This window comes from Methylovirgula ligni (genome assembly GCF_004135935.1).
Classification (GTDB): domain Bacteria; phylum Pseudomonadota; class Alphaproteobacteria; order Rhizobiales; family Beijerinckiaceae; genus Methylovirgula; species Methylovirgula ligni.
The window spans coordinates 215,380-232,620 of record NZ_CP025086.1; the positions used below are offsets into that span (position 1 = coordinate 215,380).

The following is a 17,241-nucleotide window of genomic DNA, read 5'->3' on the forward strand; positions in this document are numbered from 1 at the left end:
CCACGGCCCCACCACTCGGGCCGCGTCTATAGCACGCCCAAAACCCGCCGCAGCAAAAAAGTGAGGCGGCAAGCGCCTATCGTTTTGCCCAATTCACAGCTAGCAACAAGTCTCAACCGATGCCGGACCCATGCATGACCCTCACCCGCCGCGTGCTCCTGGGCACGACCCTCGCGACACTCGTGACCCGGACAACAAGCATCCGGGCCGCGACCGCACCGCAACTGCCCGAGGCGCCGCCGCGCCAGATCATCGCGCAAAAGGCGACGCTGCGCCTGCTGCCATCGCTGACGGCCGAGACTCCCATCCTCGGCTTCGACGGCACGGCGCCGGGGCCGCTGCTGCGCTGCAAGCTCGGGGAAGACCTGGCGATTCGGCTGGTCAACCAGACCGATCGGCCACTGACCCTCGCCAATTGGGGGCTGCGTATTCCCAACGCCCTCGACGGTGTCGCGCCGCTGACGCAACAGCGCGTCCCGCCCGGCCAAAGCTTCGACTATCACTTGACGCCGCCCGACGCCGGGCTCTTCGGCTATCGCTCCTTCGTCGCGCCCGATGCCGGCGACCAGCTCCGCCACGGGCTTTACGGCGCGATCATCGTCGACGAGGCCGCCCCCCCTGCGGCGGATAATGACATCCTTGCCATTCTCGCCGACTGGGAGCTGGACCCCAAAGCCCAGATTCTCGATACGCCGAAACCGGGCGAATCGCTTGCGACGATCAATTCCAAGCCGCTCGCCCTGGAGCAGACGCACAATCCCGGCAGCCGCGTACGCCTGCGTCTGCTCAACGCCGCAGCGGCGCGGCTGTTCTTTGTCGCCTTCGACGGGGTGACGCCGCATGTTCTGGCCGTCGACGGCCAGCCATGTTCCGTGTTTTCGCCGGTCGGCAATTTGCTCCCGATAGGACCCGGCGGCCGCTTCGATGTGATCTTCGATCTGCCGGTGACGGGCGGCCCGGCGCGTCTCGTTCTGCACGAGACCGGGCGCGCGGATCAGCCGCTCATCATTTTCAAGACGTCGGGAGACAAATGGCCCAACATGCCGCCGGTCGCGGCGCTGCCGGAAAATCCGCTGCTGCCAAAAGCGATCCGGCTGCAGGATGCCAAGAGTGTCCAGGTGAGCATCACCGGCGGCGGGGCGGCGCCCTTCAACCTCAACGGTGCGCCGGCGAAGGCGTTCGGCAAGGAACCGCTGTTTTCCGTCAAGCGCGGCGCGCCCGCGGCGCTCTCCCTTGTCAACAAAAGCACCGCGGCAGCCCAGATGCGCATTCACGGCCACGCCATGCGGCTTCTGCACGATCTCGACGACGGCTGGGATCCGTTCTGGCGCGACAGCGTCGTCGTGCCGCCGGGGCGGACGAAGCATGTCGCCTTCGTCGCCAACAATCCCGGCAAATGGGCGATCGAGGTTTTGCCGCTCGACGTTCCGGCGGCCGACATGGTGACCTGGTTCGCTGTGGATTAAGCCTCGGTCTCAAGCAGGCGCCGCAGCACCGGCGGCAGATATTCGGGAATATCCTCCGCGATGAGGCCGGGGCCGAACTCGCTGGCCGCCGCGGCATGGAGCCACGCGCCGGCGCTCGCCGCCTCGAAGGCCGGCATGGCCTGCGCCAGAAGGCCGCCGATGATGCCCGATAGAACGTCGCCGGAGCCAGCGGTCGCCAGCCACGCCGGCGCGCCGTAATTGATCGACGCGCGGCCCGCAGGATCGGCGACGACCGTATCCGCGCCCTTCAACAGCAGCACCGCGCCCATCAAGGCGGCGCCGGCACGGGTGCGATCCAGTTTCGAGGGCGAGGCGAGCCGTTCGACCTGCGGATGATCACGCAATTCGCCTTCCTTTGCGGAGAAGAGCTGCGCGAACTCGCCGTCATGCGGCGTCAGCACGACCGATTTGCCGGACGCCTTGATGGCAGCGGCGAGTTTCATTGCCTCACCAGCAAAGCTCGTCAGCGCATCCGCATCGAGGACAAGCGCGCGCGGCTCGTTCTGGCTCGGCTGCGCCAGAGCCGTGAGCACAAGCTCGCGTGTCGCCTCGCCGACGCCGAGGCCCGGACCCATGACGATGGCGTTCTTGCGCGCGTCCGTGAGAAGTTCAGAGAGATCCGCGGCGCTGTCGCAGACGCGCGTCATGATCGCCGTCAATGCCGCAGCATGCACGGGCAGCGCATCGCTCGGGGTCGCCACCGTGACAAGACCGGCGCCTGCACGCAAGGCGCCGCGCGCCGCGAGCCGGGCGGCGCCCGTGTGCGCCAGCGAGCCGGAAAGCACGAGCGCATGGCCGCGCTTGTATTTGTGACCGTCGATGTGCGGACGCGGAAAGTGTGCGCCCCACAGGGCCGGCTCGTTGGCGAAGGTCTGCGGCTTGATCGTCGCGAGAACGGATTCAGGAATGCCGATGTCGGCGAGGCTAACCTCGCCGCAATGCATCTGCCCCGGCAGCAGCAGATGGCCGGGCTTGAGCCGGAAGAAAGTGACGGTCTGAGTCGCCTCGACGGCGACGCCGCGCACCTGCCCTGTGGAGCCATCGACGCCCGAGGGAATATCGACCGCGACGACAGGCTTGCGCGTGCGCCGCGCCCATTCGTTGAGGCGCAGGATCGCGGTCTTCGCCGCGCCCTCGATGTCGCGCGCAAGACCGGCACCAAAAATTGCCGCGATGGCCAGATGCGCCTCTTCGAGCGGCACGCGATCGAAGGGCAGAACTTCGCCGTTCCAACCCTGCGCGGCATGGGCGGCATCGCCCTTGAGCGCATCGCGCGCGCCGAGAAGCCCGACCGAGACGTGATAGCCTTCGCTCTTGAGATAGCGCGCCGCGACGAAACCGTCGCCACCATTATTGCCGGGGCCGCAGAAGACGACAATGCGGCTCGCCTGCATCGGCCGCCCGGGGAGAAGCCGCGCCGTCACTTTCGCGATTGCCGTTCCGGCGCGCTCCATCAGCGTCGCACTCGGTACGCCCGCTGCAACTGCAAGCCTGTCGGCAGTACTCATCTCGGCGGTGGTCAGCAATTCGGGAGGAAAGAAGCGTGGCAGCATGACCCGACCTTGGCTTGAGCTTTCGAACATCCCGCACGTGGGCGTGCTCACTTGAGGATGTACGCCAATTTCAATTTATCTTGCAGAGAATTGCGGTGCGCGCGACGCGACATGCGTTCGGTTGACATTGCAATTCGCGGCGGATAACAAAATCCGTTGCCGTGAGTTCGAATTTCGCTTACGGCGCCTGCTCTTCGGAGCATCTTCCGTGAATGTGAAACCGCGTAAAGCAAAATTCGGCATCGGCCAGATCGTCAAGCATCGCAAATATCCCTTTCGCGGGATTATTTACGATGTCGATCCCGTGTTCGCGAATACCGACGAATGGTGGCTTGCCATTCCCGAAGAAGTGCGGCCGCGCAAGGATCAGCCTTTCTACCATCTCTACGCCGAAAACGCCGACACGGAATATGTCGCCTATGTCTCCGAGCAGAATTTGCTCCCCGACACGTCCGGCGATCCCGTCCGTCATCCGCAAGTCGAAGAAATGTTTACCCGCGCGGACGACGGCGGATATCGCGTCAAGACCGTGCGGCTGAACTAAGCCGGAGCTTTACCCCTCAACGCTCGATGCCGGTCTGCCCTCTCCGACGGAGAGGGCATCCAGCACGTCGCGTTTACTTGCCGGGGAGAGCGGCGCCACCGGTCGCGCCAGCCGCCTTGTTGGCCTGCAGACGCTTGCGCTCTTCCTCGGCGCGCTTCTTCAACTCTTCCTGGAACTTTTCCTGCTCCGCCTGGAGAACCTTGGGGTCGACCGCCGGGCCATCGAAGGCGTCACCGAAGCCGGCCAACGGCACGGCGAACGTGACTTCGTTATTGGCCTGGTTGCGCACAGCGATGCTGAGCGTCGTGCCATTCTTCATTTCGTTGAGCGTTGGGCCCTTGATCTTCGATTCCGCAAAGCAGCCGTTCGGGAAGCAGATTTCATAGGAGCCATCGAGCGTCTCGCCCTTGTCGATCCAGAAGCGGAAGCCCGGACGCAGCATGAGGCCGACCGGCATGAGCAGGCGGACGATGCGCGTGTCCTCGCCGTTGATGTCGTAAATCGCGACCGCAATGACCGGCGGCTGGCTGGGCTGCGCGCTGAAGTCGCGCGTCGTATAGCAAACGTCGCGGTTGGCGCCCTGATCGTGGCCGCAAACCTTGGTCCACTTTGACTGGGTGCCGATGAGATCGAGCTTGATCGGCCCCTGGGGGGCCTGGGCCTGCTGCGGCACCTGCTGCGGCGTTGGCGGCTGCTGCGCCTGGGATTGACCCGCGCTCGCAAGGACGAGAAAGCCCGCCAGACCAGCGAAGCCAAGACGCATCAACGAGGACGCCATAAGAAAAACCTTTCCGATAATCTGCGCCGGACCGTTCTGGCGCGGAGGGTCGAAATACAGCAATTATTGGCCGCGGGCCACAAAGACGCGAAGCTTGGCCGCCAGTCAAGAACAGGCGACGCCAATCGCTTGGGAATAAGGCGAGAAATTGGCTGAGCGCAGCGAAGTTGCGGATTAACCGGGCTTTTTCCTAAATTCTCCGCCGAGAGGTGACAATGTAACCCCTCTTGCGAAAACTGGTTCGCACTTTCGCCCGCCCGCTCTAGACTCCCGCGATGCAATCGGAAGCGATTCGCCGCCTTCGGCGGTGGCCCCGACACCAGATTTCGGGGCCGTTCCGCAAGGCTTTCACAGCAGCGCTCCTGGCAACCGCCGCGGCGGCTTTTGCATCCACGGCAACAGGCGCGGCGGCGCAAGCCTATGGACTCGCCATGCACGGTACGCCGGCGCTGCCGCCAGATTACGCCCACTTTCCCTACGCCGATCCGGCGGCGCGCAAGGGCGGCAAACTCACGCTCGGCTTTCTCGGCACGTTCGACAGCCTGAACCCGTTCAACGTCAAATCGGGATCGGCGGCGCCGGGTCTGATCCCGGACGTATTCCAGACCCTGATGACACGTTCGATGGACGAGCCCTTCACGATGTACGGGCTCATCGCGCAGAGCGTCGAGACGGACGAGGCCCGCGATTACGCGCTATTCCACCTCGATCCGCGGGCGCGTTTTGCCGACGGCTCACCGATCACCTCCGCCGACGTCCGTTTCACCTTCGATCTTCTGAAGACCAAGGGCCGGCCACAACAGCGCAGCGCCTATACGCTGGTGAAAAGCGTCGAGACGCCCGACAATGAAACGATCCGCTTCGATTTCCCCGGTCTCAACGATCGCGAATTACCGCTGATCCTGGCGCTGATGCCGGTGCTGTCGCGCAACGCGACGAACGCAGCCGATTTCGATGCGGCAAGTTTCGCCGTTCCGCTCGGCTCCGGCCCTTACGAGATCGCCGAAGTCGACCCGGGGGAAAAGCTGATCCTCAAGCGTAATACGCGCTATTGGGCAAGGGACCTGCCAAGCCAGCGCGGACTTTTCAACTTCGACACGATCGAGATCGATTACTACCGCGACCCCAACAGCCTGTTCGAAGCCCTTAGCGCCGGGCTCATCGATGCCCGCTTCGAGAATGACCCGTTGCGCTGGGCGACGGGCTATGACCTGCCGGCCGTGCGGGAGCATCGCGTGGCGGTCGAAAATCTGCCTATTGGCGGCCCCAAAGGCATGGATGGCTTCGTCTTCAATACACGGCGCACCTTCTTCAAAGACGTCCGCGTGCGCGAGGCGCTGGGCATGGTGTTCGATTTCGAATGGATCAACACCAATCTTTTCGCCGGTCTCTACACCCGCACCAAGAGCTTCTTCGACGATTCGATCTTTATGTCGACCGGCCGGCCGGCGAGCCTCGCCGAACGGGCGCTGCTGAAGCCGTTTCCCGGCGCGGTCAGGCCCGACATTCTCGAAGGCCTCTGGCGCCCACCGAAGACCGACGGCTCGGGACATGACCGGATCTGGCCGCGCCGCGCGCTGACCCTGCTTGCCTCCGCCGGATACAAGGTGATCAACGGCAAGCTTACCCGCGACGGCACGCCCCTCAGTTTCGAGATCATGGTGGAGGACCGCGCGCAGGAGCGGCTCGCGCTCGATTATGCGGATTCGCTGACGCGCATCGGCGTCGACACGCGGATACGCATCGTCGACGAGGTGCAATACCAGCGCCGCCGGCAGAATTTCGATTTCGACATGATGCTCGGTTCCTGGGTCGCCTCGGCCTCGCCCGGCAGCGAGGAACGCACGCGCTGGGGCTCGGACGCGGCGGACGAACCCGCCTCCTTCAACCTCGCCGGGGTCAAATCGCCCGCCGTCGATGCGCTGGTCGATGCCTTGCTGGCGGCCGAATCCGAGGAGGATTTCGTCACCGCGGTAAGAGCGCTGGACCGGGTGCTGCTCTCGGGGTTTTACATCGTGCCGCTGTACCATTCGCAAAACCAGTGGATTGCGGCCTCGACCACGCTTGCCAGACCGGCGAAATTGCCTGCTTACGGTTCTCCTAGTCTTGATGCGACGCTCGATTCCTGGTGGAGGAAAACGCCGTGAACGTTGCGCAGTCCGTCGAAACCCTGAGCGTCCGGCGCGATACTCTCGCGCCCTACAGCCTCGACACATTGGTGTCGGGAGCCGCACGGCTGCGGCCCGCCGCCATTGCTTTTGCCGATCGCGTCAACGCCCTGCCCTTCGGCCTTGTCGCCACGCAGATCGCGGCGCTGGCGCGCATTTTCGCGGATTGCGGCCTGCAGCCCGGCGAGCGCATCGTGCTTGTCGGCGGCGCCGAGGCCAATGTCGCGACGGCGGCCATCGCGGCCTTGCGCGGCGGCTTCGTCCCGGCGCTGGCGCCGGTCGATCTCGATACTTCGGCACTGGCCGCCTATGCCGAGGCCACCGGCGCGGCGGCGATCGCCGGACCCGCCACCTATGGCGATCTCGCGCCGCTCGAAACCTGTCTGCAGGCCGCAGCCGCCGTACCCTCGATTCGTCTGGTCGCCAATTTCAGCTCGGAGGACCATGACGGGGCGATCGGCGTCAGCCCCGGCGCCATCCTTCAATATGCGGCGCAGCACCCCGATCTCGGCCTCGAGCGCGGCAAGCCCCTGCCGGCCGAGCCGCCGCCGCTTATCACCTACGACCGGCATAGGGCGCGGCCGGTGCTGCACCGGCAGGCGACCTTGATTACCGCCGGGCTCGATTTCGTCGCCCGGGCCAGAATCGGCCGGGTCACACCGATCCTCTCTACCCTGCCGCCCGTCTCCTGCGCCGGTTTCGTCGCCGGCCCTTGCGCGGCGCTGCTGTCCGGCGCGACGCTCTATCTGCACGGACCCTTCTCGGAAGAGGATTTCCTTGCGGCGCGTAACCAGATGGAATCGGCCCATCTCGTCCTGCCCGTCGCGCTCGCCAGCGATTTCGCCGGCATATTCGATGGGCTGGCCTCGGCCGTTCTGGTGTCGCGGCTCGCCGGCGGCGAGACCTTCGCCCCGCCTCCGGTGCTCGACGCACCATGCCCGATCGTCGATCTCTATGCGATTGATGAAACAGGGGTTATCGCCGAACCTCGGCGCAATTCCATGCCCGCGGCGCCGGCGCTGGAGCCGCATTTCATCGGCTTCGAGGAATCGCGTATCCTGACGGTGGAGCAAGCCGCAGAGGCAGACGGCAGACTGATCTTCCGCGGCGCGGCCGTGACCGCGGATTGATTAAACCTCGGCACCGCCGTCTAAGGCTCTCTACGCGATGAGGTGTTGAAAGCACCTGCCGTCATTCCCCGAAGCCGTCCAGAACATGATAAATGTCGATGCAAGCCGGAGCCCGCTGGCATCCGCACGACCTTAATGCCGATGATTTTATGCAACGTAGCGAGAATGACATTTGCATAGTCTTGCGGCAACGCGCGGGAATGTAATCGAAAACAGTCGAGATGACGGAAAAAGTAGAAAAAACCGCGCTGATCGGAGTCGTCACTGTTTCAGATCGGGCCAGTCAGGGCCTCTACCGTGACGAAAGTGGCCCGGCGATCATTGCCTATTTGGAGCGCATTCTGACGTCGCCCTTCGCGACGGTGCATCGCGTCATTCCCGATGGGTTCGACTCGGTGCGCGACACGTTGATCGAGCTTGCCGACAAAGAGGGGTGCGATTTGATCCTGACCACGGGCGGCACCGGGCCAAGCCCCCGCGATCTGACGCCGGAGGCGACGCTGGCCGCCGCACCGCGCGAACTGCCGGGCTTCGGCGAATTGATGCGCGCCGAAAGCCTGAAACAGGTGCCGACGGCAATCCTCTCGCGCCAGATCGCCGCACATCGCGGCGCCTGTCTCGTCATCAACCTGCCCGGCAAACCCGCCTCGATCGAGCTTTGCCTCAACGCCGTCTTCCCCGCGGTGCCCTATTGCCTCGACCTCATCGGCGCGGCGCGACTTGAAACGGACACCGCTTTGGTCAAAACCTTCCGGCCGAAATCATGACGATGACCGCCGCCTCCCACGATAAAACAGCCGCAAAGCGCTTCGCCGCGCTTGTCTCCGGCTATCGTCCGCTCCCCAACGTGCCGGACGAGTTCATCGGCCCCGATGGCGTGCCGCGGGAACATTGGGTCAAATTCTTCCACGCCTTGAGCGAGCTTGGCGGCGATGAGATCGACCGGCGCTTCGCCACCGCCGACCGCAACATCCGCGATACCGGCGTGTCCTACCGCGCCTATGGCGATACGAGCGAGCGCGCCTGGCCGCTGAGCCATTTGCCGCTGTTGATCGAGTCCGACGAATGGCGCGCTATTGCCGCCGGCGTGACGCAGCGCGCGCGCCTGCTCGAAGCGGTCGTTGGTGACATTTACGGCCCGGCCGATCTCGTCCGCAACGGCGACCTGCCCGCCGCCGCCGTGACCGGCTGCACCGACTACCTGCCGCAACTCGAGGGGCTGCGGCCGCCCGGCGACAATTTCCTGTTTCTCTATGCCGCCGACATCGGCCGCGGACCGGACGGCAATTGGTGGGTCATCGGCGACCGCACCCAGGCGCCTTCCGGCGCTGGCTACGCGCTCGCCAACCGCATCGTCCAGTCGCGCGCCTTCCCCGCGCTCTATCGCGACATGAACGTCAACCGGCTGGCGCCGTTCTTCCAGGCTTTCCGCGACGGCCTGATCGGCGCCGCCGCGCATGCCGATCCACGCATCTGCCTGCTGACGCCGGGCCCTTATAACGAAACCTATTTCGAACAAGCCTATCTCGCCCGCTATCTCGGCTTTCTGCTGGTCGAGGGCGGTGATCTGACGATGCGCGACAATGAGATCAACGTCCGCACCATCGCCGGCCTCAAGCGCGCCGATGTGATCTGGCGGCGCATCGATTCCGATTATGCCGATCCGCTGGAGCTCAACGCGCGCTCGCGGCTTGGCGTGCCTGGCCTTGTCGATGCCTTGCGCGCCGGCGGCGTGGTGATGGCCAATGCGCTTGGCGCGGGCGTCCTCGAAGCCCCGGTGATGATGAGCTTCATGCCGCGGCTCTGCCGCCGCGTGCTCGGCGAAGATCTGCTGATGTCCAATGTCGCGACCTGGTGGTGCGGTCAGCCGCGCGAGCGCGAGCGCGTCCTCGCCCAGCCCGAGGGCATGGCGATCGCCGGCGCCTTCGGCAATTCCGTCCTCGGCCGACCGGCCAATCAGGCGGTCGTCGGCGCTTCGTTGACGGCGGAAGAAAAGCAGAAACTGGTCTCCGAGATCGAGCGGCGCGGTATCGATTTCGTCGGACAGGAAGTGGTCAATCTCTCGACGACGCCGGTCTGGGAAGACGGCAAGCTGGTGCCCCGCCCCTTCGTCCTGCGCATCTATGCGGCGCGCACGCGCGACGGCTGGACGGTCATGCCCGGCGGCTTCTGCCGCATCTCGGGACGGCCCGACGCCCGCGCCGTGTCGATGGGCGAAGGCGTGCGCTCGGCCGACGTCTGGGTGCTCTCTCAGGGGCCGGTGCAGCATGTCACGCTGCTGCCGACCGACGAGACGGTGCGTATCCGCCGCGTCATGGGCCACCTGCCGAGCCGCGCCGCCGACAATCTCTTCTGGCTCGGCCGCTATCTCGAACGCGCCGAGGCGACGCTGCGGCTCATCCGATGTCTCGCGGGGCGGCTGATCGACACCGACACTCTGGGCAATACCCGCTCGGCCATCGAGCGCATCGTCCGGCTTTTCGTCGCCTGGGGCACGGTGCCGGCCAAGGCGTCGAGCGAAGTGATGCAGCTTGCCGCCACGGGCCTGCATTCGAACAAGGAATTCGGCTCTGCGCTGGCGCTGGTGCGCGATGCGCATCGCGCCGCCTCCTTCATCCGCGAGCGGCTTTCGACCGACACCTGGCGGCTGATCGAGCAATTGCGCAGCGAGCTCGACCGCGACGAGGACGCCTCGCTGACCGAGGCCGAAGCCCATGAGCGCGCCAATGCCGCCTTGCAGACGATGGCCGCCATCGCCGGCCTCGCGCAGGAGAACATGATCCGCGGCGCGGGCTGGCATTTCCTGCGGATGGGACGGCGCATCGAGCGCGCCATCAATACCTGCCGCTTCGCCCGCCATTTCGGCCATCCCGAGGCGCCGGTCGAGGAACTCGATATTCTCCTCGACCTCATCGATTCCACGATCACCTATCGCTCGCGCTACATGATGGGCATCGCGCTCGGCCCGGTGCGCGACATGGCGGTGCTCGACCCGTTCAACCCACGCTCCGTCGCCTTCCAGGTCGAGAAGCTCAACGGCCATATCTCGCAATTGCCGGTGCTGGCCGAGGATGGGATGCTGGAGGCGCCGCGCCGGATCGCCTTGCAGATCGGCGCCGATGTCGCGACGACGGTAGCCGACAAGCTCGACATCAACCGCATCCTGACCTTCGAAAATGCGTTGCTTTCTCTGGCTGAAGCCATCGCGGCACGCTATTTCCTGCAAGGCCCGCATGTCGCGCGGGCGGATACCGCGAGCGGTCTGGCGTGATTTACGACATAAAGCACGTTACCATCTACGAATATGGTTCGACGGTGACGTTCAATTATTGCGCCCTGCGCCTGCTGCCGCAGGACGGGCCCGGCCAGCGCGTGCTTGAAACCAAGCTGCAAATCGACCCGGCTCCGAAGGAGATGCAGGAGCGCACCTGCTTCTTCGGCAATCGCGTTACCTCGATGATGATCGAGACGGCGCATCGCGAACTCTCCGTCGTGGCGACCTCCGTCGTCGAGATCGACCGCCCGAAGCCGCCCGATCCCGCCACGACCGGCGCCTGGGAATTCGTCCGCGAGGAGGCTTTCGACAGCGAGTCGCTCGGCAGACGCTCGCCTGCACAATATCTGCACCCGAGCCGTTATGTGCCGCGCTTCGCTCCGGCGACGGATTATGCGCGCGAGAGCTTCACCGACGGACGCCCGGTGCTCGACGCCGCGGTCGAGCTGATGCGCCGTATCCGCAAGGATTTCACTTACGATCCGACCTCGACGGTGATCTCGACGCCACTGTCACAAGCCTTCGCGCAGAAGTCCGGCGTCTGTCAGGATTTCGCCCATATCATGATCGCCGGGCTGCGGGGCCTCGGCCTGCCCGCGGCCTATATCTCCGGCTATATCCGCACCATCCCGCTCGACGGCACGCCGAAGCTCGAAGGCTCGGACGCGATGCACGCCTGGGTCTCGCTCTGGTGCGGCGAACGGCTCGGCTGGATCGGCCTCGATCCGACCAACAGCACGCTCGTCAACAACGACCATGTGATGCTCGCCGAAGGGCGCGACTATGCCGACATTTCCCCCGTCGCCGGCATCGTCACCGGCGCGCGCGAACAGGATATCGATGTGCAGGTGGATGTCGTGCCGCGGCGGTGGTGAAGAAGACGCGCCCTATGGCGCCGGTGCGATGAGCGCGAGATATTCCCAGACCATTGTGGCCGCCGCCAAGGCGGTGATTTCGGCCGTGTCATAGGCGGGCGCGACTTCGACCACGTCCATGCCGATGAAATCGATCGCCTCGAGCTGCCGCAGAATCGCCTGCGCCTGCCAGGTCGCGAGGCCGCCGACTTCCGGCGTCCCGGTGCCGGGCGCAAAGGCCGGATCGAGCGCGTCGATGTCGAAGCTCAAATAGGCCGGCGCTTCGCCGACGACCGAACGGATTGTCGTCGCGATGTCGCCCGGCGTGCGCAGATGCGCATCTTGCGCGGTGATGATCGTCACCCCTTGCGCCAAAGTCCAATCGAAAATCTCTTTCTGGACCGGCGACCGGATGCCGATCTGCACCATGCGGCGCGGATCGACGACGCCTTCCGCGATGGCGTGAAAGAAGACCGAGCCGTGTCCGTAGGTTTCGCCGAAATTGTCTTTCCACGTATCGATATGCGCATCGAAATGCACGAGGCCGACAGCGCCGCGCTTTTTGGCGAGGGCGCGCAGCAGCGGCAAGGTGATCGTATGTTCGCCGCCGAGCGCCACGAGATGCGCGAGCGGCGCGGCCTGGCGTTCGATCAGCGCGAGGCTCGCCGCAAGGTCGCCGAGCGCGATGGCGAAATTGCCGATGTCGGCGGGATCGAGGTCCGCAACCGGGTCGATCCAGCGGTGCGGATGCGCGCCGTCGACGAGCATGCGGCTGGCGCGCCGGATGGCCACCGGGCCGTCGCGCGCGCCGCTACGGTTGGTCGTGCCGATGTCGAGCGGAATGCCGGCGATGCAAAGCCGGGCGTCGCGCGCGGTATTACGGACACCGAGGAATGTCGGCGGCAGGGAGAACGTGGGCTCGGTCACGTCGGCGTTCCCGGCACAGGCGCGAAGCGGAAGACGGCGACCGCCACCGCGCAGGTCCATAAGCCGTTGCTATTGCCTTCGGCCGCCGCGGTGATCGAGGTGCTGTCGAAGACATGGCCGCTCGTCTCATAGACGCGGCGGCGTTCGTTCCAGGCGGCGTCGGGATCGAAATCGATGCCGAGGGTCGTCGCCAGCATCGTGGCGGCGAGGTCTTCGGCATAATCGCTGCTCTCCAGTTCCGTCTTTCCGAAGCCGTGATATTCGGAAATATAGCCATAGACGCCGGGATCGGCGGGGCGCGCGATCCCGACACTCGCATGGACGCGTCGCCCCGGCTCGTTGGTTTCCGCCCGCGCCAGCACGCAAAAGGTGATCTCGCCGGGGTGCAGCGTTTCGATGCCTTCGGTGGCGGAGATGAGACGGCATCCGGGGGGCACGATCGATGAGACCGAGACAAGATTCTGCTGCTCGATATCGGCATCGCGCAAGGCGAATTCAAAGGCGGTGAGCTGGTCGCGATGGACGCCCACGCCACGGGTGAGGAAAACGCTGGTCGGGACGGGAAACATCAATAATAGCCTCGGGCGTTCGAGGGATGTGCTTATAAGCCCTGCGTGCCGAGATTGCGACAAGGGCCCGCCACGGGCGCTATCCCTCTCCCGCTTGTGCGCGGCGCGCGCCCGTCACACCCACCCGCTCGCCTTCAGATCGTCCTTGAGATAGGCGTAGAAGATCGGCGCGGCGACGAGGCCCTTGAGGCCGAACGCCGCCTCCAGCACCAGCATCGCCAGCAGAATCTCCCAGGCATGGGCGCGGATTTCCGTGCCGATGATCTGCGCGTTGAAAACATATTCGAGCTTGTGGATCGCGATCAGGAAGGCGAGCGCCAGCCCCGCATCGAGCGCCGATACGCCGAGCGCAATAAGCACGATGATCGAATTCGAGATGAGATTGCCGATGATCGGCAGAAGGCCGACGACGAAGGTGACGGCGATCATCGTCTTGGTGAAGGGCAGCGGCCGGCCGATGAGCGGCAGCACGACGCCGAGGAAGATGGCGGTGAGCAGCGTGTTCAGCGCCGAAATCTTGATCTGCGAGAAGACGACGCGGTTGAAGGCCGTCCCGACGCGCGTCACCCGCTCCTCGAGACCGCGCGCCAGCGGCCCGTTGGCGGGCGCGGGCGGACTGACGGCGACGAGCGCGCCGACGATCATGCCGAAAAGAATGTGGATGATGAGCGCGCCCGCGCCGCGGCCGAGAACCGTCAGATGCGCCGCATTGCCGCGCAGCGCGCCGCCGGCCGCCCGGCGCCATTCATCGAGGCTTGTCGGCACATAATCCTGCAGCCCCGCCGGCAGATAAGCCTTCGCGTTGCTGACGACCTCGGCCATGCGCTGCAGCAGCCGGCCGAGATTGTCCTGATCGTTCGACATGAAGGAAACGAGCGCGATGATGCCAAACGTGAGCCCCGCGATAACGATGACGGCGATGGCCAGCGCCAGGACGATTCGCGCAACGCCCGGGAGGACGCCGATTCTCCCCAATCGCCGGACGCCGAACTCGATAAGGAAATAGATGAAGAAGCCGGCGAGAAAGGCCGAGAGAAGGCCAAGCCAGAGGATGGCGAGGAGCCCAAGGAGCACGAGCCCCTGCGCCACAAGGTCGGCCCCGCCCGGACTCGGGGCGGCCACATTCCTAGGAGAAGTACCCTGCGGGGTCGCATCCATGATGCCGGTCCATATCCCTTGCGGCTACAGTAAATTATCCCTACTCAAACATCCGCCGCCAGCCTACACCGGCCGCGCTTTGGTTTCCCCACCCGCTTATGCCCCAGCTTTATCATCATCCGCTCGACCCCCAATCGCGTTTCGTCCGTCTCGCCCTCGCCGAATATGGCGTCGAGCCCGAATTGATCGAGGAAAAGGTCTTCGAGCGGCGGCGGGATTTCCTGCTGCTCGATCCGGCGGGCGAGACGCCCGTGCTGGTCACGGATCATGATTTCACCGTCCCTGGCGCGACGGTGATCGCCGAATATCTCGACGAGAGCCTGGGCGAGACGCTGGGCGAGAACCGGCTGTTGCCCGAGACGCCCGAAGCACGGGTCGAAGTGCGCCGGCTTGTTAACTGGTTCGCGCAAAAATTCTACGGCGAAGTCTCGAATTGGCTGGTGACGGAAAAGGTCTATAAGCGCTTCATGCCGGCCGAGGCGGGCGGCGGCGCGCCGGACATGGACGTGGTGCGCGCGGCGCGCGCCAATATCCGCTATCATCTGCGCTATATCGGCTATCTCACGGCGCAGCGGAACTGGCTCGCCGGCGACAGGCTGAGCTATGCCGATCTGGCCGCCGCGGCGCATATCTCCGTCGCGGATTTTCTGGGCGACGTGCCATGGGACGAGGACGAAACGGCGAAGCTTTGGTACGCGCGGGTGAAATCGCGCAAGAGCTTCCGCGCGCTGCTCGCCGACCGCGTGCCGGGCATCAGCCCGCCGCCGGTCTACGCGGACCTCGACTTCTGACGCGCGATTTCAAGCCCGCGCTTGTCGCCAAGGCGAAGAGCCTCGGATTCGATCTCTGCCGCGTCACCAGCCCCGACGCCACGCCGGAAACGGCCGCGCGGCTCAACGCCTGGCTCGCGGCGGGATATGCCGGCGATATGGATTACATCGCGGAGACGTCAGTGCGCCGCGCCTCCCCGCGCGCGCTGTGGCCGGACGTCCGCAGCGTCGTCATGCTCGGCACCAATTACGCGCCGGAGGGCGACCCGCTGGCGACGCTCGCGCAAAAGGATCGCGGCAACATCTCCGTCTATGCGCGCCATCGCGATTATCACGATCTCATCAAGGGCCGGCTGAAGCAGCTCGGCAGCTGGCTCGCGGCGCTGGCGCCCAGCACAGAACTCAAGGTTTTCGTCGACACGGCGCCGGTGATGGAAAAGCCGCTCGCCCAGGCCGCCGGGCTCGGCTGGCAGGGCAAGCACACCAATCTCGTCTCGCGCGAGGCGGGCTCCTGGCTGTTTCTCGGCGCGCTCTTCACCGATCTCGCGATCGAGCCCGATGTGGCGGAGACGGACCATTGCGGCCAATGCCGCGCCTGCCTCGATGCCTGCCCGACCAATGCCTTTCCGCAGCCCTATCTGCTCGATGCGCGGCGCTGCATCTCCTATCTCACCATTGAGCATAAGGGCCATATCCCCGCGCCTGTGCGCGCGGCGATCGGCAACCGCATCTATGGCTGCGACGATTGCCTCGCGGCCTGCCCGTGGAACAAATTCGCGCAAGCCTCGCGCGAAGCCAAATTGCAGGCGCGCGCCGATCTCGTCGCGCCACGGCTTTCTGATCTGCTCATACTCGATGATGCGGGCTTTCGCGCGCACTTCTCCGGGAGCCCGGTGAAGCGCATCGGCAGCGCACGCTTTGCCCGCAATCTGCTCGTCGCCGCCGGCAATTCCGGCGATCTGTCGCTCCTGCCGCTTGTGGAATTGCGGCTGGACGATCCCTCGCCGCTGGTGCGGGCGATGGCCGTCTGGGCGCTCTGGCGTCTCGCGCCGCAGAGCGCCGCGGCGCTGGCCGCGCGCCATCGCGCCCGCGAGGATGATGCGGATGTTCTCGCCGAATGGGGTCGCATCGAAGCGCCTGTCGAGGTCATGCAATGAACCTGTTCTGTTTCGGTCTCGGCTATAGCGCGCAGCATTTCATCAAAGCTTATGGCGAAGCGTTCGATACGATCGCCGGCACGGCGCGCAGCCATTATGCCGTCGAGCAGATCGGCGTGCCGCGCCTTGCGGGCTATATGTTCGACGCCGAACGCGCCGATGCGGAAATTCCCGCGGCTTTGGCGCGCGCCGACGTGCTGCTCGTCTCCATCCCGCCCGACGCTTCCGTCGATCCGGCGCTCGGCAAATTCGGCCGCGTGCTGTCGCAATTGCCGCAACGGCTCAAGATCGTCTATCTCTCGACCATCGGCGTCTATGGCGACCGCGCAGGCGAATGGGTCGACGAGACTCGTGTGCCGGTGCCGAAACAGCCGCGCTCCATTGCCCGGCTGCGCGCCGAAAAAGCCTGGCAGGCGCTCGCCCGCGACAATCGCAAGTCGATCCAGATCCTGCGTCTTGCCGGTATCTACGGCCCCGGCCGCAATGCGCTCTTGCAATTGAAGAGCGGCACGGCGCAGCGCATCATCAAACCGGATCAGGTCTTCAACCGAATCCATGTCGCCGACATCGGCACGTCCATCGCCGCGGCGCTCGCCTATGACGGCGACAGCGATGTCTGGAACGTCTCCGACGACGAGCCGGCCCCGCCGCAGGACGTCATCGCTTATGCCGCAAAATTGATGGGCGTCGCGCCGCCGCCGGAGGAAGATTTCGCCACCGCCCCCTTGAGCCCGATGGCGCGCAGCTTTTATGAGGAGAACAAGCGCGCGGCGAACGGCAAGCTGAAAGAAGGGCTTGGCGTCGAGCTCGCGTATCCGACGTACCGCGAGGGCCTCAAGGCACTTTGGGACGCTGGCGAAGGACGAGGCTGA

At 65.2% G+C, this 17,241-nt stretch carries 15 protein-coding genes; 10 read left to right on the forward strand and 5 right to left on the reverse strand.

From position 1 onward, the window contains the following. The first annotated feature begins 134 nt into the window (after positions 1–134). Positions 135–1,466: a multicopper oxidase family protein gene (locus CWB41_RS00990; protein ID WP_245411197.1), complete on the forward strand. Its 1,332-nt coding sequence runs from the start codon at positions 135–137 to the stop codon at positions 1,464–1,466. Here CWB41_RS00990 and CWB41_RS00995 read toward each other — a convergent pair. Further along, entirely contained in the window at positions 1,463–3,040 is a 1,578-nt protein-coding gene (locus CWB41_RS00995) for an NAD(P)H-hydrate dehydratase (protein ID WP_115836352.1), read from the reverse strand. The genes CWB41_RS00990 and CWB41_RS00995 overlap by 4 nt on opposite strands. Positions 3,041–3,254: 214 nt before the next feature. Here CWB41_RS00995 and hspQ point away from each other — a divergent pair, with 214 nt between their 5' ends. Continuing rightward, on the forward strand, positions 3,255–3,584 hold the full coding sequence (gene hspQ / locus CWB41_RS01000) for a heat shock protein HspQ (RefSeq protein ID WP_115836351.1): 330 nt from the start codon (positions 3,255–3,257) through the stop codon (positions 3,582–3,584). 73 nt (positions 3,585–3,657) lie between these two features. Here hspQ and CWB41_RS01005 read toward each other — a convergent pair whose 3' ends face one another. Continuing rightward, positions 3,658–4,362, reverse strand: coding sequence for an invasion associated locus B family protein (locus tag CWB41_RS01005; RefSeq protein WP_115836350.1), 705 nt, complete (start codon positions 4,360–4,362; stop codon positions 3,658–3,660). A gap of 275 nt (positions 4,363–4,637) precedes the next feature. Here CWB41_RS01005 and CWB41_RS01010 point away from each other — a divergent pair, with 275 nt between their 5' ends. The 5 genes from CWB41_RS01010 to CWB41_RS01030 all read left to right on the forward strand — a co-directional run bounded on the left by CWB41_RS01010 (position 4,638) and on the right by CWB41_RS01030 (position 11,809). Next, a complete protein-coding gene (locus CWB41_RS01010; protein WP_115835832.1) occupies positions 4,638–6,509 on the forward strand; it encodes an extracellular solute-binding protein in 1,872 nt (623 codons plus the stop codon). Next, positions 6,506–7,660 (forward strand): hypothetical protein, encoded by a 1,155-nt coding sequence (locus CWB41_RS01015; protein WP_129396366.1) that lies wholly within the window; start codon positions 6,506–6,508, stop codon positions 7,658–7,660. Before CWB41_RS01010 ends, CWB41_RS01015 begins: the two co-directional genes overlap by 4 nt. Before the next feature lie 221 nt (positions 7,661–7,881). Continuing rightward, positions 7,882–8,427 carry a molybdopterin adenylyltransferase gene (mog, locus tag CWB41_RS01020; RefSeq protein WP_115835830.1) on the forward strand — a complete coding sequence of 182 codons (546 nt, stop codon included), beginning with the start codon at positions 7,882–7,884 and terminating at the stop codon, positions 8,425–8,427. A 2-nt stretch (positions 8,428–8,429) separates the two neighbouring features. Next, a complete protein-coding gene (locus CWB41_RS01025) occupies positions 8,430–10,931 on the forward strand; it encodes a circularly permuted type 2 ATP-grasp protein (RefSeq protein ID WP_245411196.1) in 2,502 nt (833 codons plus the stop codon). Then, positions 10,928–11,809, forward strand: a complete 882-nt coding sequence (locus CWB41_RS01030) for a transglutaminase family protein (protein ID WP_115835828.1) — start codon at positions 10,928–10,930, stop codon at positions 11,807–11,809. The genes CWB41_RS01025 and CWB41_RS01030 overlap by 4 nt, the downstream gene beginning before the upstream one ends. Positions 11,810–11,821: 12 nt before the next feature. Here the strand turns inward: CWB41_RS01030 and speB are convergent, their stop codons facing one another. The 3 genes from speB to CWB41_RS01045 all read right to left on the reverse strand — a co-directional run bounded on the left by speB (position 11,822) and on the right by CWB41_RS01045 (position 14,442). Continuing rightward, positions 11,822–12,715: an agmatinase gene (speB, locus tag CWB41_RS01035; protein ID WP_245411195.1), complete on the reverse strand. Its 894-nt coding sequence runs from the start codon at positions 12,713–12,715 to the stop codon at positions 11,822–11,824. Beyond that, the gene (locus CWB41_RS01040) at positions 12,712–13,284 is read right to left on the reverse strand and encodes a pyruvoyl-dependent arginine decarboxylase (RefSeq protein WP_115835826.1); all 573 of its coding nucleotides are present in this window, start codon (positions 13,282–13,284) and stop codon (positions 12,712–12,714) included. The genes speB and CWB41_RS01040 overlap by 4 nt, the downstream gene beginning before the upstream one ends. Before the next feature lie 114 nt (positions 13,285–13,398). Then, entirely contained in the window at positions 13,399–14,442 is a 1,044-nt protein-coding gene (locus tag CWB41_RS01045; protein WP_115835825.1) for an AI-2E family transporter, read from the reverse strand. A 98-nt stretch (positions 14,443–14,540) separates the two neighbouring features. On the opposite strand from CWB41_RS01045, the gene CWB41_RS01050 reads away from it, so the two are divergent. The 3 genes from CWB41_RS01050 to CWB41_RS01060 are packed head-to-tail and all read left to right on the forward strand — an operon-like array spanning position 14,541 to position 17,241. Then, positions 14,541–15,233: a glutathione S-transferase family protein gene (locus CWB41_RS01050; protein WP_115835824.1), complete on the forward strand. Its 693-nt coding sequence runs from the start codon at positions 14,541–14,543 to the stop codon at positions 15,231–15,233. Further along, the gene (gene queG, locus CWB41_RS16305; protein WP_245411244.1) at positions 15,131–16,369 is read left to right on the forward strand and encodes a tRNA epoxyqueuosine(34) reductase QueG; all 1,239 of its coding nucleotides are present in this window, start codon (positions 15,131–15,133) and stop codon (positions 16,367–16,369) included. The genes CWB41_RS01050 and queG overlap by 103 nt, the downstream gene beginning before the upstream one ends. Next, on the forward strand, positions 16,366–17,241 hold the full coding sequence (locus tag CWB41_RS01060; RefSeq protein WP_115835823.1) for an SDR family oxidoreductase: 876 nt from the start codon (positions 16,366–16,368) through the stop codon (positions 17,239–17,241). The genes queG and CWB41_RS01060 overlap by 4 nt, the downstream gene beginning before the upstream one ends.

Excerpts from the sequence above, each read along its gene's own strand:
- CWB41_RS00990 (WP_245411197.1), top strand. The coding sequence starts at position 135 with ATGACCCTCACCCGCCGCGTGCTCCTGGGCACGACCCTCGCGACACTC.
- CWB41_RS00995 (WP_115836352.1), bottom strand. The coding sequence starts at position 3,040 with ATGCTGCCACGCTTCTTTCCTCCCGAATTGCTGACCACCGCCGAGATG.
- CWB41_RS01005 (WP_115836350.1), bottom strand. The coding sequence starts at position 4,362 with ATGGCGTCCTCGTTGATGCGTCTTGGCTTCGCTGGTCTGGCGGGCTTT.
- CWB41_RS01010 (WP_115835832.1), top strand. The coding sequence starts at position 4,638 with ATGCAATCGGAAGCGATTCGCCGCCTTCGGCGGTGGCCCCGACACCAG.
- mog (WP_115835830.1), top strand. The coding sequence starts at position 7,882 with ATGACGGAAAAAGTAGAAAAAACCGCGCTGATCGGAGTCGTCACTGTT.
- CWB41_RS01025 (WP_245411196.1), top strand. The coding sequence starts at position 8,430 with ATGACCGCCGCCTCCCACGATAAAACAGCCGCAAAGCGCTTCGCCGCG.
- CWB41_RS01040 (WP_115835826.1), bottom strand. The coding sequence starts at position 13,284 with ATGTTTCCCGTCCCGACCAGCGTTTTCCTCACCCGTGGCGTGGGCGTC.
- CWB41_RS01045 (WP_115835825.1), bottom strand. The coding sequence starts at position 14,442 with ATGGATGCGACCCCGCAGGGTACTTCTCCTAGGAATGTGGCCGCCCCG.
- CWB41_RS01050 (WP_115835824.1), top strand. The coding sequence starts at position 14,541 with ATGCCCCAGCTTTATCATCATCCGCTCGACCCCCAATCGCGTTTCGTC.
- CWB41_RS01060 (WP_115835823.1), top strand. The coding sequence starts at position 16,366 with ATGAACCTGTTCTGTTTCGGTCTCGGCTATAGCGCGCAGCATTTCATC.